17 protein-coding genes are annotated in these 15626 nt (G+C 36.9%); 5 read left to right on the top strand and 12 right to left on the bottom strand.

Annotated features, from left to right (window positions below):
* Position 1: 1 nt before the first annotated feature.
* The 4 genes from pdhA to ACRXC1_RS04200 all read right to left on the bottom strand — a co-directional run bounded on the left by pdhA (position 2) and on the right by ACRXC1_RS04200 (position 4414).
* Positions 2–991 carry a pyruvate dehydrogenase (acetyl-transferring) E1 component subunit alpha gene (gene pdhA / locus ACRXC1_RS04215; RefSeq protein ID WP_433656736.1) on the bottom strand — a complete coding sequence of 330 codons (990 nt, stop codon included), beginning with the start codon at positions 989–991 and terminating at the stop codon, positions 2–4.
* A complete protein-coding gene (acsA, locus tag ACRXC1_RS04210; RefSeq protein ID WP_433656734.1) occupies positions 988–2772 on the bottom strand; it encodes an acetate--CoA ligase in 1785 nt (594 codons plus the stop codon). The genes pdhA and acsA overlap by 4 nt, the downstream gene beginning before the upstream one ends.
* 161 nt (positions 2773–2933) lie before the next feature.
* Positions 2934–3530 (bottom strand): transposase, encoded by a 597-nt coding sequence (locus ACRXC1_RS04205; RefSeq protein ID WP_433656732.1) that lies wholly within the window; start codon positions 3528–3530, stop codon positions 2934–2936.
* Positions 3531–3643: 113 nt separating this feature from the next.
* Positions 3644–4414, bottom strand: coding sequence for a trypsin-like serine protease (locus ACRXC1_RS04200; RefSeq protein WP_433656730.1), 771 nt, complete (start codon positions 4412–4414; stop codon positions 3644–3646).
* Positions 4415–4562: 148 nt separating this feature from the next.
* Between ACRXC1_RS04200 and ACRXC1_RS04195 the strand changes: the two genes are divergently transcribed.
* The gene (locus tag ACRXC1_RS04195) at positions 4563–5528 is read left to right on the top strand and encodes a tRNA-dihydrouridine synthase (protein ID WP_433656728.1); all 966 of its coding nucleotides are present in this window, start codon (positions 4563–4565) and stop codon (positions 5526–5528) included.
* An 85-nt stretch (positions 5529–5613) separates the two neighbouring features.
* Positions 5614–6564, top strand: coding sequence for a hypothetical protein (locus tag ACRXC1_RS04190; RefSeq protein ID WP_433656726.1), 951 nt, complete (start codon positions 5614–5616; stop codon positions 6562–6564).
* Here ACRXC1_RS04190 and ACRXC1_RS04185 read toward each other — a convergent pair whose 3' ends face one another.
* Complete coding sequence (locus tag ACRXC1_RS04185; RefSeq protein ID WP_433656724.1) at positions 6565–6921, bottom strand: MerR family transcriptional regulator; 357 nt, start codon at positions 6919–6921, stop codon at positions 6565–6567.
* 59 nt (positions 6922–6980) lie between these two features.
* Here ACRXC1_RS04185 and ACRXC1_RS04180 point away from each other — a divergent pair, with 59 nt between their 5' ends.
* Positions 6981–7763, top strand: a complete 783-nt coding sequence (locus ACRXC1_RS04180) for an MBL fold metallo-hydrolase (protein WP_433656722.1) — start codon at positions 6981–6983, stop codon at positions 7761–7763.
* 59 nt (positions 7764–7822) lie between these two features.
* Here ACRXC1_RS04180 and ACRXC1_RS04175 read toward each other — a convergent pair whose 3' ends face one another.
* Positions 7823–8896 carry a S8 family serine peptidase gene (locus tag ACRXC1_RS04175; RefSeq protein WP_433656720.1) on the bottom strand — a complete coding sequence of 358 codons (1074 nt, stop codon included), beginning with the start codon at positions 8894–8896 and terminating at the stop codon, positions 7823–7825.
* 150 nt (positions 8897–9046) lie between these two features.
* On the opposite strand from ACRXC1_RS04175, the gene ACRXC1_RS04170 reads away from it, so the two are divergent.
* Positions 9047–9814 carry a hypothetical protein gene (locus tag ACRXC1_RS04170; RefSeq protein WP_433656718.1) on the top strand — a complete coding sequence of 256 codons (768 nt, stop codon included), beginning with the start codon at positions 9047–9049 and terminating at the stop codon, positions 9812–9814.
* A gap of 108 nt (positions 9815–9922) precedes the next feature.
* Here the strand turns inward: ACRXC1_RS04170 and ACRXC1_RS04165 are convergent, their stop codons facing one another.
* The 5 genes from ACRXC1_RS04165 to ACRXC1_RS04145 all read right to left on the bottom strand — a co-directional run bounded on the left by ACRXC1_RS04165 (position 9923) and on the right by ACRXC1_RS04145 (position 13925).
* A complete protein-coding gene (locus ACRXC1_RS04165) occupies positions 9923–10474 on the bottom strand; it encodes a GNAT family N-acetyltransferase (RefSeq protein WP_433656716.1) in 552 nt (183 codons plus the stop codon).
* A gap of 246 nt (positions 10475–10720) precedes the next feature.
* Complete coding sequence (locus ACRXC1_RS04160; protein WP_433656714.1) at positions 10721–11458, bottom strand: hypothetical protein; 738 nt, start codon at positions 11456–11458, stop codon at positions 10721–10723.
* Positions 11459–11526: 68 nt separating this feature from the next.
* On the bottom strand, positions 11527–11883 hold the full coding sequence (locus tag ACRXC1_RS04155; protein ID WP_433656712.1) for a hypothetical protein: 357 nt from the start codon (positions 11881–11883) through the stop codon (positions 11527–11529).
* The gene (locus ACRXC1_RS04150; RefSeq protein ID WP_433656710.1) at positions 11852–12922 is read right to left on the bottom strand and encodes a hypothetical protein; all 1071 of its coding nucleotides are present in this window, start codon (positions 12920–12922) and stop codon (positions 11852–11854) included. The genes ACRXC1_RS04155 and ACRXC1_RS04150 overlap by 32 nt, the downstream gene beginning before the upstream one ends.
* 271 nt (positions 12923–13193) lie before the next feature.
* On the bottom strand, positions 13194–13925 hold the full coding sequence (locus ACRXC1_RS04145; RefSeq protein WP_433656708.1) for a hypothetical protein: 732 nt from the start codon (positions 13923–13925) through the stop codon (positions 13194–13196).
* A gap of 246 nt (positions 13926–14171) precedes the next feature.
* Between ACRXC1_RS04145 and ACRXC1_RS04140 the strand changes: the two genes are divergently transcribed.
* Complete coding sequence (locus ACRXC1_RS04140; RefSeq protein WP_433656706.1) at positions 14172–14999, top strand: Fpg/Nei family DNA glycosylase; 828 nt, start codon at positions 14172–14174, stop codon at positions 14997–14999.
* Positions 15000–15001: 2 nt separating this feature from the next.
* On the opposite strand, the gene ACRXC1_RS04135 is transcribed toward ACRXC1_RS04140, so the two are convergent.
* Positions 15002–15607 (bottom strand): hypothetical protein, encoded by a 606-nt coding sequence (locus ACRXC1_RS04135; RefSeq protein WP_433656704.1) that lies wholly within the window; start codon positions 15605–15607, stop codon positions 15002–15004.
* Positions 15608–15626 lie beyond the last annotated feature (19 nt).

The raw sequence follows: 15626 nt of genomic DNA, 5'->3' as shown, positions 1-15626 counted from the left end.
ATCAAACTCCTGCCATCACTTCTGATAAGCTTTCTTCTAAAGTTTCAATACTGCCTTGGTCTGCATATGCTATGGACTCTCTTATCAGGTCCTGGGCCGCTTCCTCCATTCTTTCAATATCATCCTTGTTAACCCAACCTAGCTCACTAAGTTGTTTAATAAAGTGTGGAAGAGGATCATATTTTTTCCACCCCTCAACTTCTTCTTTACTTCGATACTGTTGAGAATCAAACATCGAATGGGCCCGGTAGCGATAGGTATCGCACTCTAAGAAGAAAGGTTGCTTATGTTCTCTGACATAATCAATGGCATCTCTAGCGTGCTCATATAAGTCTGGAACACTCATACCGTTGACTCTCATCGATTTAACTTTATAGCTATGTGCCTTTTCGGATAGATTGAGTTGAGACTCTGATCTCTCTAGTGCTGTTCCCATGGCATAGTAATTATTTTCACAAACAAAGAGAACTGGAAGTCCCCAAAGTTGAGCGAGGTTTAGACTCTCATGAAACTCTCCCTCTGCAATGGCCCCTTCGCCAAAGAAGCAAACACTAATGAGATCATTACCTTGCATTTTATTGGCCATCGCCATTCCAATGGCCAACGGAAGCTGACCAGCAACAATGGCATTCCCACCATAGAACGCCTTAGTGGTATCAAAGAGGTGCATGGAGCCTCCTCGTCCTTTGGAGCACCCCTCTTTCTTTCCAAACATCTCTGCCATAATTGAATTAGCACTCAGGCCTTTAACTAAAGCATGGCCATGCTCTCGATAAGTACCAAAGAACTGATCCTCTTCTTTTAACAAGGGAATCACTGTGCTAGCGATGGCCTCTTCTCCTATATAGAGATGGAGAAAACCACGAATTTTACCTGCACTATATTGTTGAGCGCACGCTTCTTCAAAGTACCTAATGAGTATCATTCTGTTTAATATTTCGATGGCCTCACTCTTGCTGATGAGTTGCTTAATTTTTTCAGTTGAGTTCATGATGATCCCTCCTGCGTCAATAAGGTCGAAATATCTCCCTCTGGTAATCCCAACTCTCTGGCCTTAAGTAGTCGACGCATGATTTTTCCAGAACGAGTTTTCGGAAGATCTGAAATATAATCTATTTCCTTTGGAGCAACTGCGGCCCCTAATTTCTTTCTGACAAATCCCAATATCTCATTTTCGAGTTGCTCGCTAAGAACAAAATCTTTTTTTAAAACAACGAAGGCCTTAATAATATTGCCTGCGATTTCATCAGGTTTACCAATCACCGCCGCTTCAGCAACAGCAGGATGTTCCATAAAAGTACTTTCTACTTCAAATGGCCCTATTAAATGACCGGCCGTTTTAATCACATCATCGGCCCTACCAATAAACCAAAAGTGGCCATCCTTATCTTTCTTAGCTAAATCTCCAGTAAGGTAATACTCTCCACAAAATGAGTTTTCATATTTTTCGTTTTGATGGAGGTAGCCACGAAACATAGAAGGCCAGCCTTTTTTTAAAGCAAGCATTCCCTCTTTGTTTGGTTCTGTTATCTCTTTAATCTTTTTCTGTTCACCTTCTTCTGTGACCTCAACAATCGTTGCTTCAATACCAGGTAGGGGCCTGCCCATAGAGCCCGCTTTAATATCCATACTAATAAAGTTGGAAATCATGATGCCACCTGTTTCACTCTGCCACCAATTATCATGTATTGGCATATTAAAGGCCTTAACACCCCAGCGTACTGCTTCAGGGTTAAGAGGTTCACCGACACTGGCAATAAAGCGTAAATGTTCTAATTCAATTGGGAGCTCACTGCTAATTTCAGACTTCATAAGCATCCTTATTGCAGTGGGCGCGGTATACCAGATATTTATATTTTGCTCTTTTAGAATTTGCATCCACTGATGAGCATCGAATTCAGATTCAACCACAATATTAGTTGCGCCGATCACGAGTGGAGAAATGATTCCATAGCTTGTTCCAGTTACCCATCCTGGATCGGCCGTACACCAAAAAATATCATCCTCATGAATATCCAGTGCATACTTCCCCGTAAGGTAATGAACAATGACGGCCTGATGCACATGAATGGCGCCTTTAGGCTTACCTGTTGTCCCACTAGTAAAATGCATTAAGGCCATATCTTCTGGCGAGGTCTCTGCTATGAGATATTCTTCACTCGCCTTGGCCATGAGTTCATCCCACCAATGAATATTTTCAAATTGATACTTCTTATTTTTATCTGGAATTAAAATGACATGCTTAAGACTTGGAATCTGATCTCTTATCTTTTGAATCTTCATCTTATAGAGACTTTCAGTGGTTATTAAAACACTAGCATCCCCCCTCGTCATTCTTTGCATAATTGGCTCAGGTCCAAATGCGCTAAAGAGAGGACAAAAAACACTGCGATTTTTTAATATTCCAAAAGTCGCGAGATAAAGCTCAGGCACTCGAGGGGCCAAGCAAAATACTCTTTCTCCCTTAGCTACGCCAAGTTCTTTTAAGACATTTGCAAATTGATTAGTCGTTTTCTTTAAATCAAAAAAAGAGAAATTTTGGATTGTCCCTTGCTTGCGGATAAACTTAACCGCAACTTTATTTCCCGTCTCAGCTCTTTCACAATGACGATCAATGGCCTCATAAGCAATATTCAATCCTTTATTATCAGGTAGTCCACTTAAAGACTTTGAGGCTTCTTGCCAATCAAAGTTCTCATAGACTTGATAATAATCAATTAGATTTGGTTCTTTCTTATAAGGTGGGCCTTTCTTCAGGACTTCCGTTTCCATAACTCCCCTCAATGCTTTGTATACAAAAACATTATAAGGGGCATGAATTGGAAATAATTAGCAACTGTTAGCTTTCATTAAAAATTAATAAATCTTAAGCAATCTTGTACGTGATACTTTTTTGTTAGAGCTGCAGCAACTGTCTGAATTCACATAAAATCTTACAGGAGTTCCGAATGGCCTCTCTTCTTATCGTAAGAAGGCCTAAAGTGAGTACGCTTAAACCCTTTCCTGATTCTATCGACAGATTCTTTAGAATAGAGTTCATTCATCCAATGGAGATCTATACTTGTAAGGTAGCTACTTGTTTTAATCTTATACCTCTTCTCATGGAGTGTTGAATAAGGATAATCCTCAACCCGACTACAGATATTTGCCCTGACAGGATTTTGATAGAGGTATTTAATGGCATTAAAATAATATCTTTCACTATTAATAAGGCTCCACTTATATGTACCTCCAAAAACATGATTGATTCGGCCTGTTGACATATTTATTCGTCGACTCATGTTTTTATTATAGAAATGCATAAACTTATCAATATTGGCCTTAGGAAAACGCGCCATTAGATGATAGTGATTATTCATCAAAACAAAGGCATGAAGTTCAACTGAAAATCGTTCGAGTCCTTCGCTGATAAGTTCAACGCATATATTCCAGCATTCATGTAAGGGCAGATAAAACCACTCCTTAGAATTAGATCGTGTTGTGATGTGATAAACATGCTCACTTGAGCGAATTAGCTTCTTTCTCGGCATAAAGCACCTCCAAAAGAAGCTTAAGCAAGTAAGCTAGATGTAAGAAGCATCGTAAACGTTGAAAATTACAGTAGCCAACGCACACGCTAACAAAAAAGTATCACGTACCTAGTTTAGTTTATTGTTTTAGTGATCCACTCCAGATGCCTTGCAAGCGGAACAGCATAGAATGTCTTCAAAACATCATCACACTGAGGTGCCAGAACAAAGTATCCTCTTAGATTACGATAGTTTCTCTCAATGAAGTACTTTAAGTTTTCTGTTCCCCCACTAACGAGAGCATGTAATTGGTATTCGCCAGATTCAGTAACTGAAAATATCGGAGCACCGCTGTCCCCAGGGCAAACCTTGTTATTCTCAGCTGGAAGATAAGAATTCGCCGGGCGATTTTTGAAATTCTTCTTTAATTTTACTTCAGATAGATACCATGGGGCCACGCCGCCCTGGCCATTTGAAAGTTGAGAAAAAAGCACCAAGGGTGCACTTGAATCATTCGAAATTTTAAATTTCTTATTCAGCTCTAATGGAGCTTTTTTGAAATAATCAATCGATTCAGAAGGTACACGTTCTAAGAAAACAAGGGCAAGATCATATGTCTTCTTCTTTTTACTATTGTACTTTGGATGAATGACAATATTCTTAACTGGAATCCAGTCAGCAGATAGATTTCTCCCATCATATAGCTTCATATGAAATAAGAATTCATTTGCTCCACCGACTACACAATGGGCCGCCGTAATTGCAACATCGTCTTCTAATAAAACGGCCTTGCAGCCATTTACTGTACCAACTCGCATGAATTGATAATCATAGACTTCTTCTCCACCAAGAGAGGCAAATGTGTTTAGGGATAAAAGAATTAATCCTAATAATAGCTTTTTCATAATATTTTCCAATTATTTGCGGTGAGATAGATTTAACACACATATAATAATCACACGTTAAACAAATATAATCGTGAAAGATTTATATGTTACACGGCCCCTTGATTCTTCTATACCAAAGGATCGATTTTGGTGTAGTAAATGAGCTATGAGTTTTAATGATCATCTGGTCCTCGCCCCCATTCGTGGCGTGACCAATTATGTTTATCGCAATGCTTTGGAGCAGACCTTTTCTGGCGCTGATAGTGCCATCGCTCCCTATATTGTGACGAAAGAATCAAATGAACTCAACCAACGTCAGCTTCATGATGTTCTGCCTGAAAAAAACCTTCTTCCAACGACCGCTCAAATTCTCACAAAGGAAATTGATCAATTCCTCTATGTGGCCAATATCTATAAAGACTTTGGTGTTAAAAAAGTAAATTTAAATATGGGATGCCCGTACCCAATGGTTGCCAATCGAACGAAAGGCTCAGGTCTTCTTCTACATCCCCAAAAAGTAGAAAAACTCTTAACGGGAATTAAAGAAAAATGTCCCATCGAATTCACCGTAAAGATTCGCCTTGGGCGTGAGGATGTCTCAGAGATTAAAGAGATCATTCCCATGATCAATAAGTTGGAAATTAATGATTTCACAATCCATGCTCGCTATGGAAAACAAATCTATGTTGGCGGTGTAGATCTCGATGCCTTTGAAGAATGCCTACCTCTTTTAAATACACCTCCTTGTTATAACGGTGACATTAATTCCGTAGAAGACTTCAAAAAATACAAGGCAAGGTTTCCACAAATTAATCGCTGGATGGTTGGACGTGCGGGCCTTTCAAACCCAGCTCTCATGGCACAGATCAAAGGTTCTAAATTTAACGAGCAAACTTACCTGGCAAAATTCATTGAAATGCATAAGCTTATGACCGAAGAATACCTCTCAATGGATAATGCCAAGTCAGACTATCTACAAAAGATGCGTGGCCACTGGCTTTACTTCAAAGATATCTTTGAAAATGAACACAAGGTTTACAAGAAAGTGAAGAAGGCCAAATCCATCGACCACTACAATGATGTCGTTGAGTGGATCTTTGAGCAGGATCTTAATCCGGCTTTTTTAGATTAAATCATCAACTAACGCTACATCTAAGTTTGAAATATTTATAAATATCCTTTTCACAAAGCTTTATAGTGTGTATTAAATAAAATCTATGAAGACATTTTATATCGCAATCATATGCTTACTTATTTTATCTTGCTCTAAAACTACGCCTGAGAAGATGGAACTCTCAAAATTTGATAAAGAATCATTAAAAGAGCTTACTAGACAAGTAGATGATTACTCAAAGTGGTATTCTAATTATGCAAAGGATATGCTGGCAAGGTTTGATCACCTTAATAATGTTGTGACTTATTGGAATATCAGCATACGAGATATTAGCGAAGCAAAATACATCCCAAGCTTTCGCTATCATAAGTTCGAACATCCTATTGTCTACCTTAGAGACTTAAATGTCGTTAAAACTAAAATTTTAATGGCCAAGCATAAAGTGGCCTGGTTTCATGCAATAAACGATATCTCAACACCAGAAAAAGTGTTCGATAAAGAAGTCGATGAAGAACTTGATGCTCTTTACAAAGAAGTTGTCGAAAAATCAGCATTCTTAGACAGAGACCCTTCACTGGTAGATCTTGCCAATAGAAAACTTAATGAAATCTTGACCGAAGAAGAGTCAATGTTTGAATGGATGATAACTAATAAGGACTATGTCGAGGGCCTAGAAGAGTCCCAAAAAGCTGACTATTGGCGATTTAATCAAACTTTTAATAGATTCTCTACACGCTTAGAAGAAGAGAAAATAGAAATAAACGGTCTACTTAAAAATGAAGACTACTACAGTGTAAAAAGAGCACAAGAAAAAATAGACTCTCTAGAGGTTTCATATATCTTTAATGAAACACTTCTAGCCTACGAAGTCACAACAGAAGCAAGAAGAACACAACACTTTCAACTGAGAAATGATTTATATGCCTTTACAAAAGCAAGTCGCTTGCAACTAATGGCCAACTTAGAAAAACTCGATAATAAAGATAATAAGTACTACTATGAACTCTTAGATGAGATCAAAAGATGGCTAAAGCTTATGGAAGATATTGAGTAGTTATAATAGACTTCGTTCCTGATGCCTCTTTAATATCTTATCAATCTCTTTCAAGGCATTCTCTTTCTCTTTTATCTCTTGTCTTATTTCTTTTTTCTTTCGGCCAAGGTCATCTTTTACACCATCACAAAGACGACCAAGTTTTCTCATATTTGCCAAGGCCAATCTTATTTCATCAAGAGATAACCCTATTCGTTTGCTACTTTTAATGAAGAGAAGGTCATTCAAATGGTCTTTGCTATATTCACGATAACCATTCATGCCCCTTGCTGGAGAATTAAGAACCTTAATCTTCTCGTAATATCGAATGGTATCACGTGTAAGCCCTGATTTTTCTTCTAGTTCTTTTATTTTCATATGCACCTTGACTATGGAGTTACTCCACACTTTACCATAGTTTTAAGAAAGGAGAAACTATGAAAACAAATTCAGGAATTCAACAAATTAGAAATGCAACCGTTATCATTAATTATGCAGGAAAGAGAATCCTCGTCGATCCTATGCTCTCAGACAAAGAGTCTTTTCCAGGATTCGAAGGAACGGCAAACTCTCACCTACGTAATCCATTAGTAGAACTACCTCTACCAATTAAAGAGATCACTAATGTAGATGCTGTCATTCTTACTCACGTCCATCCGGATCACTGGGATGAAAAAGCGAGCAATAGCATTTCAAAAGATCGTCTCATTTTCTCTCAAAATGAAAAAGAGAAGAGTTTCTTAGAAAGCAATGGATTCACAAATGTACAAGTTCTTGATGGTGAAACAACATGGGAAGGAATTACGATGATTAAAACCTCAGGTCTTCATGGAACACCAGAAGTAGTAGAAGCTGTTGATCTTCTCGATGAAGTATGTGGAATTGTATTTAAGCATCCAGATGAAAAAACATTCTATCTTGCGGGTGATACTGTTTGGAATAAAGACGTACAAGAAGTCATCGACACTCATAATCCAGATACGATTCTCTTAAATGCTGGTGGTGCCGTGATTGAAGGGCTGCCTCCGATCATTATGGATGAAAAAGATGTTGAAGCCGTTGTTGACTATACCAAGGATGCAAAGATTATCACGACACATCATGAGGCCGTAAACCACTGTCTAACGACTCGTGAAAGCTTGCATACATACCTAAAAGAAAGAGGAAAAGAGGCTCGTGTACAGTCACCACAAGATGGTGAGTTCGTTTCTTTAGTCTAGGTAATTTTTGTTCCAGGTGACTCCCTTACTCGTGGTCAACAAAAAGGCACCTGGAACCTTTATTTTTTGTACTTAGTAGAAAACTTAGAAGGAGAATAAATACATCTAGATATAGTATTTCTCTTTCCAGTTATAGAGACTGAACATGATTTTCGAATATCTTCCCTGAGTCGACTATTCATTTCAAGATCAACACCTGAAGCACTTAATATACCTAACGATAGAGCAACTATAGGTGTGGACAATGAACTACCTGTAACACTCTTAAACCCTGAATTATTGCCATCGCGATCACAAGTCCAAGGTGATTGATACTTATAATCCTCACATCGCCCTTCCCAGACGAAAACATCAGTTCCATAGTAGGCTAAATCAACATTATTACCGTAACCACTTTCAATGATGCCGTTAAAGTTTACATTAGCAACTGATATGACATTCTTTAGATTACCTGGGATAGAAGGATCCTTTACATGATCCCTGCCAGACTCATTAGAAATAGAACCGACAACAACGACTCCACTTCTCTTAGCTCTATCGATTGCTGATTGTATGTAGGCCAAAGACTTATTATTATCCCCATCAATAAATCTGAATGAAAACCTATTAAACTTAGAAACTCCCTGACTAATTGAAATAATTTTTGCGCCTCTTGCAACTGCATAGTCAATTGAATCAGCTAATTTCTTAAGTCTTAATTCATCAAATCTTCCATCTGATGAATAAATATTGATTGGAATAATACTTACGAAACGAGAGAGATTATAATTAGAAATAATCGCATCCATAATTGATACGATTCCATTTTCATGTCCTGTCATAACTGGTGTAAGTAGCCTCCCGTTTCCTCCATCAGAATCAAATCCAAAGAAATCGTCAACATATCCATTTCCATCGTCATCAATACCATTGCCCTCAACCTCTTTAGCATTGGTCGCAATACTCTCAAACTCTTCTGGATGGACGTAATCTCCAATTACAGCGATCTTAACTTGTCGTTTAATATCCAAGCGAGAAACGTACTCAAAGTCTTTCATTATCCTTGGATTATTCTCAATAAGAAGATCCACATCATTAGCTGATGCTTGTGCAAAATTAGTAAATAATACTGAGAGAAGTGCTATTAAGAGCATCAACAATCCTTAGGTTAATTAAATATAATCTGCACTATACTAACGGCCAAACCAATTTAGCGGTGAAATCTTGAAACCTTTACACTACATGTCATATTTATAACTTTTTGAGCTAGTGTATGGCCAAAGCCGTTTAGAAAAGGAGATTCCGTGAAGAAAAGCCTAGCTATCTTACTGATATTACAGAGTTTCAATATAAGTGCAGGGGTTCGCCGAGATATTGTATTTGAGCATAAGATTAACAATTCTGACTGTAAGAAGAATGACAGCTGTACCCTTAAGAATTTTCATCTACAGGTTACTGACTATATTGTTTCAAGAGGAAAAGAGAAATCTTACGGGACAAAAGCAATCATTTCATATCAAACGGACCAAGTTAAGCATTTAGAGGACTATGCTGTTGTCCAATTTATAAGAGGTTGTGTCTACAACGAAATGATAGATAAGAATGGTAAAATTACTAAGTACAGTGGAACGTCGAGACAATTCTTTGGATCAGTCGAGAAGTTTAACCATCCTAATTGGGTTATTGACTCTATTGATAAAGACCCTATTTATAATAGCTCTGCAGTAACAAGCAGTCGACACGATTACTATAGATGGAATACTAACCCGAATTCATATGGCGAAAATGGAGAGGATTACTTAATCAGAAAGTACCCAACTTTTCCTAAAGTTTATGTATCAGACTTACCTTCTACATCGTTTTATTCTCACGGTTCGGCCAAGAGTACAAACTTAGAGTTCAATGTCTGTATTTACAAGACAAGCGATATTCCAAGAGAGACAACTCCAGATGATCTTGATTTTGCAAAGCCAATTCATTGTATGAAGTGGAAGACATCAAATGTATTTAATTTTAAAACGATGAAGTATGAAAAGAATGTTCCAATAGAAAAGTCTTGTAGTGATTTATAGAAAGTTAGTACGTGATACTTTTTCGTTAGAGCCGCATTAAGTGACTAGGAAAAGGTGGCGAAATTAAAAAACTTACTTTTAAAAGCAAAGTTCAATTTTAGAATCCAGTTATATTTGATTCCAATTAGGATTTATTTTACTCGTCAGCACATGATCTTGCCACTTACCATTAATATGTAAGTAGTTCTTAGCAGTACCATGTTCTTCAAAACCGAGACGCTTTAGTAAATTTCCGCTGCGCTTATTATGTGGAATATAATTGGCCTCGATACGATGAAAATTTAATTCATCAAAAATGTATTCGATTCCACGAGTTAGGGCCTCATTCATATAGCCTTGAGATTGAAAGCTCTCCCCTAATTTATAACCTACTCGACAGTTCTGAAAAGGCCCTCTTTCTAGAGTTGTGAAATTAACCATTCCAATTAGATCACTGCTATCTTTAAGATAGATATTAAAACGAACTGACACACCATTTTCAAATTCATCGATAGCCGCTTGAGTTTTCTCTTTCCAATATTCTCTTGTAAAGAAGTTCTCCGGCTTCTTAGGATCCCAAGGTGCAAGATGCGCTTCATTGTCTTGATAGAACTTCAATATATCGTCTACTCGATCTAAAGAAGGGATGGCCAGGATAAGTCTTTGAGTTTCAATTTTCATGATTCAATTATATTTCACAAAAGTAAAAAAGTGCTAAAAATAATGAGAAAGCACCTGTGCCCTTTATTTACTACATTTAACACAAGAGCTAACAAGAAAGTATCACGTACCTATTTCCCCTAAAAGTAGCTAAGGTTATCAACTCAGACACTATTGATTTTCTCTCATAGACTTTTGTCTCGTTTTTTTTTCATTGATCGTGCATTAAGAAAAAGCACCTGAAACCTATTTCCACTCTAACTTTATTTATTTTGCTGCATTTCTTACAACTTTCTTTGCTGTTTTCTTTGCTGTTTTCTTTGCTGTTTTCTTTGTTGTTTTCTTTTTCTTTATAGTAGAGATATAGGGACGATACTCAGGAAGATCAATTGCATACTCTTCCTCCATTGTCTTCACAATACTTACATAATTCATGCTACAATCTTTAAAGGATAACCAGCGATTCACCTTCTCCCAAAAAAGAACATTGAACGCTTCAGGATACTGTAGTAAGAAATCATAATCATAATTATTAAAAACAATAAATTTCACCTTAGTCGATCCAGAAATATCTCTTGCCAATGCCGTTGCAGCTGAAAGCTCATTACCAGTGAGTCCGTTCCGAGAGAAGATTATTGCAATTGACTTGTCGTACATTGAAGCAATCGAACCGACCTTATAAATAATATTCACATTAATCTTAGCTGTCTTGTAGTTCTTAGACTCTCCTAAAACAGAACAGAAAGTAATCCCACGCCTACTAAAAAATTTATAAGCAAAATCACTCAGGTCAGCCTGATGGTCAAGTTCGTGAACAGAATTCTTCTGATTACATTGCACTGATTCAAGAAAACCACAGTTCAACATTAAGAAATGAGCAAGATTTTCTAGTAAGTTTCCCTGATCAACAGATACAAGGTCATCTTTAGAATCTGCTTCAAACAACTCTCGAATTAAACTTGTTATTTTTTTCTTATAACCATCAACTTTTTTAGCCTCCCACATTTTCCGGAACAATTTATAAGGAGGGAGCCCTAAAAGGTCCGCCTCCTTACCCGATTCACTAACCTCAATCATTCAGACCTCAAATATGTTGAAATAAGGGTAATCTCATTTCGCGGTATTGGAGTATCATCCATTTCCTCATCTACAACTTCATCATACCGATCGTAAGAAAATCCTACAGATAAATACTGCTCTAACAAGTCACCTTTTACCTTAGGAACAATACAGTGCTTTACATCATCAGTCTCAACAGACAAAACAAGTAATGCCTTATTGACAACCTCAGCAGGTAATCCCAACTCCCCCGATAACTTATTAGGATAAAGTAACCCTTTATTACTCTCTACAAAACAAACAAGTTTTTCGATAGAACCAGAGTCAAGCATTTCAATATCATAGTGTTTCAAGATAGTCGTATAACTCATTATAAATTATCTCCAAAAAAGGAGCTGCACCAATAGCAACTCTTACTTGTGAATTCTCATCTGCAGGGTACTCAATCTTATAATCTATATCAATTCCTGTCGGAGAGCTTCCCGCCTTCAGTCTTATTTTACCAAATCCACTTAAAAATGCCCTATGTGAAGCATTAAAAAAATATTTACTAATACCATGATTTTTTAGATTCGATTTTAAAGAATTTCTTTGTTTAATATTGTTAACTTTACCATAAAAACATTCTGCTAAAATAGGTACTAACTCAGGTATTACATAATCATCAATAACATTATGTACAAACCTCATATCTGGAGAATTCTTCTCAGGTAAAAACTTTAACTCTACTGGCGCAGGAACTTTAGAAGTTCGATTCTCCATACGTCTAACTTTAAAACCTGAAATTTCAAATTTATCAGGAAACAGATGCTTCGAAAAAAAGTTTCGCATTTCGAATGACTTTAGCTCTACCCCAAGTTTCTGCATCGCCCACCCTATAAAATAGCTCGTCTCCGTAGAAAAGTGATTTACTTCCAACTCATTTCTTCTTCTATAATGAAATTTAAACTGTGCATAAATCTTCCCTGTTTTATAAGCTTTGAAAAAAATTACTTGAAAAATATTTGCAACGGGATAATAAATATCATAATACTCTTCAGTTTTTTCATTTAGCTTTCTATATGAAAATTCAGTAAAACCAGCAAAGGACAACCGTAGGAATTGTTTATCTGTAAAGGTAAAATCATAGATCGAATAATTATCGTATCCACGATTTCGTGAAATAAAGTCTTTATTTAACTTTAGCTTACCTACGGCCTTTCTTAGGTGTTCAATATCATCCATACCATTAGTGTTAACCACTTCAAATAACTGAAGAACATTAAACCTTTTCTCGTCGCTAAAGCTTGTAACAATTTCTTTTTCTAATTCACTCACTTTATTAAACGATTTTGCGCAAATTGCTTTTCTATTCTTCGATAATAACAACTCTAAAGCTTTATCAATCCTCTCTTGCTTTGTTAAATTCAAATCCCCTCCACATAACACAATATCAATAAAAAGAAATTCTTTTATATAATTCCATAAACTTAGTTACAATTCCTTAATCATCATATCGTTATTGTTACTTACTAACTTAAGTGTACAACTTCCACAAAGAGATCCTAATGTATTGAAACAACTCACATTAAAGATTTTGAAAGCATACTTTTTGATATTTATAGATCATAGCTTTTGTTCCAGGTGCTTTTTCTCTACGCATGGTCAACGAAAAAGCAACAACGAACAATTTCACTCATAATTAATCATCTAATGTCACTGCCATAACAACAACATCATCCCCATCATCAAACTCAAAATTCTTATTAGTATCTTGTTTCACTTGAATATAGATTTTCTTAAATTCGTAATCGACACGATAACCAATGACATCTGTTCCTTCTGGAGACAGAGCAACTTTTGAATTTCCTTCGAAGTCTGAAGAATAGAGCCTGTAACCATCTATGGAGTTTAGAACTTTATCTGAGTTGTAATCCTTATCTACTTTAGAGAAGAATATTTTGTTCAACTTATGCTTAATTGGTTTTTTGCTATCTTTTTCTCGTTGAACTGCAAAACCACCAATGACCTCTCTCTCATCAAATAAGTTTTTGGATTTGGAAGTCTTACGATTAAAGACTTTTAGATTTGAAATAGCGCAACGGTAACATCCCCATAAATCAGAGGTAAGAAATAATGTATACTTATCATTTTCACTTGATGAAGAAGATTTGAAGTTTTTAAAAGATGATTTATCTGTTTCAAAGTTAACAACATATGAAACGAGATAATTTTCATTAGAAGTTTCAACAGGAGTTGATACATACTCCCCTAACTTCTTATTATCTTGTTTGCCATTTAAGACAATTTGTCCAGACGCATCTCTTCCATAGGAAGTTGTCATACTCTTATAGGTTGCATAACTCAGAAAGAGAATAAATAGTACGTAAACACAAAACTGTAATACATGATTAATCTTAATAAGCTTATTCATATTCCCCAACAAATTTAATAATTAGTAACTACCCATCGCCATCCTCACCCCAAAACTTAACCCACTCACACCACCAAAACCCCAACAATTCCAGTCACATACACACCCTCCCAATCTCCCCCAATAACAAAATGAACACCTTACAACCTCAACCTAAACCGCACCTAAAGATAAAAAAATCGAAAAAAATTCAAATAAATTTTCGAAAATGTTAAGCTACTCCTCACACAAAAAAGGATTTTCAAAGTGCCAGAATTACCAGAAGTCGAAACCATCAAATCACAAATCTCACACGTTCTCCCAATGGAGATCCAAGACGTCGTCTACTCTGACGTAAGTGACTCGATTGTGAAAGACAAGGACTTCAACCCGCAAGGCATGACTCTTCAAAGAGTTGAGCGCCAGGGAAAAGTTCTGCGCTTCTTTTTCACCGATACACATGGCAATGAGTGGCGTGCAATTTCAGGTTTAGGGATGTCGGGATCGTGGCGAATTGCAACTGAAGAAATTACGGAAAAGCATACTCACATAAAACTCATTGGCACAAATGCCAAAGGCCCGCTGCACTTGGGCTATATTGACCCGAGACGCTTTGGTGTTTTTCATCTCTACTCTCCACCTAATGAAGCGACTTGGTTAACACGTCTAGGCCCTGATGTTTCCAAGGCTGAGTTCACACTTGAGTATCTTTTGATGCTTAAAAAAGAAAGGCCTAATAAGGTTTTAAAACCATTTCTTTTGGAGCAGAACTTTTTTTCGGGTGTTGGCAATTATATGGCAAGTGAGATTTGTGCTCACGCAGGAGTTCGCCCGACTCGTCGAATGAAGACACTCACAAAGCTTGAGTTAGAAAAAGTTTTCATGGCCATAAGAATTGTTCTTGATGATTCCATCGCAACAGGGGGAACGACTTTTTCAGGTGGCTATCAAGATGCCTTTGGTGAAAAAGGTGAAGGCGTTAAAAATCTAGTGGTGTTCTATCAAAAAATTTGTCAGCTTTGTAAGAAGACTGAAGTGAAGAAGATCACACTTGCACAGCGTGGGACTTACTATTGTCCAAAGTGTCAGAAGTAGAATTATTCAACTAAGAGAGATTCATCAATTTTGTAATTATTTAGCTGATTGACCAAATAGAGTCTTCCCTTCTTGGTAATGATACGAAAGAAATCATTTCCAATTTCAGGGTCGCGAAGTTTTTTTCGAAGGCGGCTAAGGCTTACATCCATTGTGTTCTCACTTGTTGAACCAAAGAGAATATCAGAAAGCTTTCCCTTTTCGCCATTACCCGCACGATTGATGAGGCGAAAGAGTTCCATATCGGTGCGACTAATGATGTGAAAGAGTTTATAAATTTCCATCAAGTGAAAACGGCCAAAGAGGGCCTCGATAAAATCATCGACTCCCATGCTCTTTAAGACACAAAGATTTCCACCAAGAGGCAAGAAGCGATTTAGGTTTCTTTGGGTGAAGTCTTCGATAACGTAGACATACTTAAGAGTCGTGTATTTTATTTCTTCGATTAATTCATCAGGAATGGTGTCGAGTTCGACAACAAGGAGTTCTCCTACTTTTGTGCTAGAAGGAAGCTCATCTAAGTATTCAATAGGCATTCCGAATGCCTCTTCAATAGCGTCTGCGTAAAAGAGTTTTCTCTTTCCAGTTGTGTAGGCCAAAATTTTCATCTCTACCTCCAAGTAATTT

It is taken from the genome of Halobacteriovorax sp. GFR8 (assembly GCF_050955245.1).
Classification (GTDB): Bacteria; Bdellovibrionota; Bacteriovoracia; order Bacteriovoracales; family Bacteriovoracaceae; genus Halobacteriovorax_A.
Note: the sequence above shows the minus strand (reverse complement) of the source record. Positions and strands in the feature narration are given on the sequence as shown.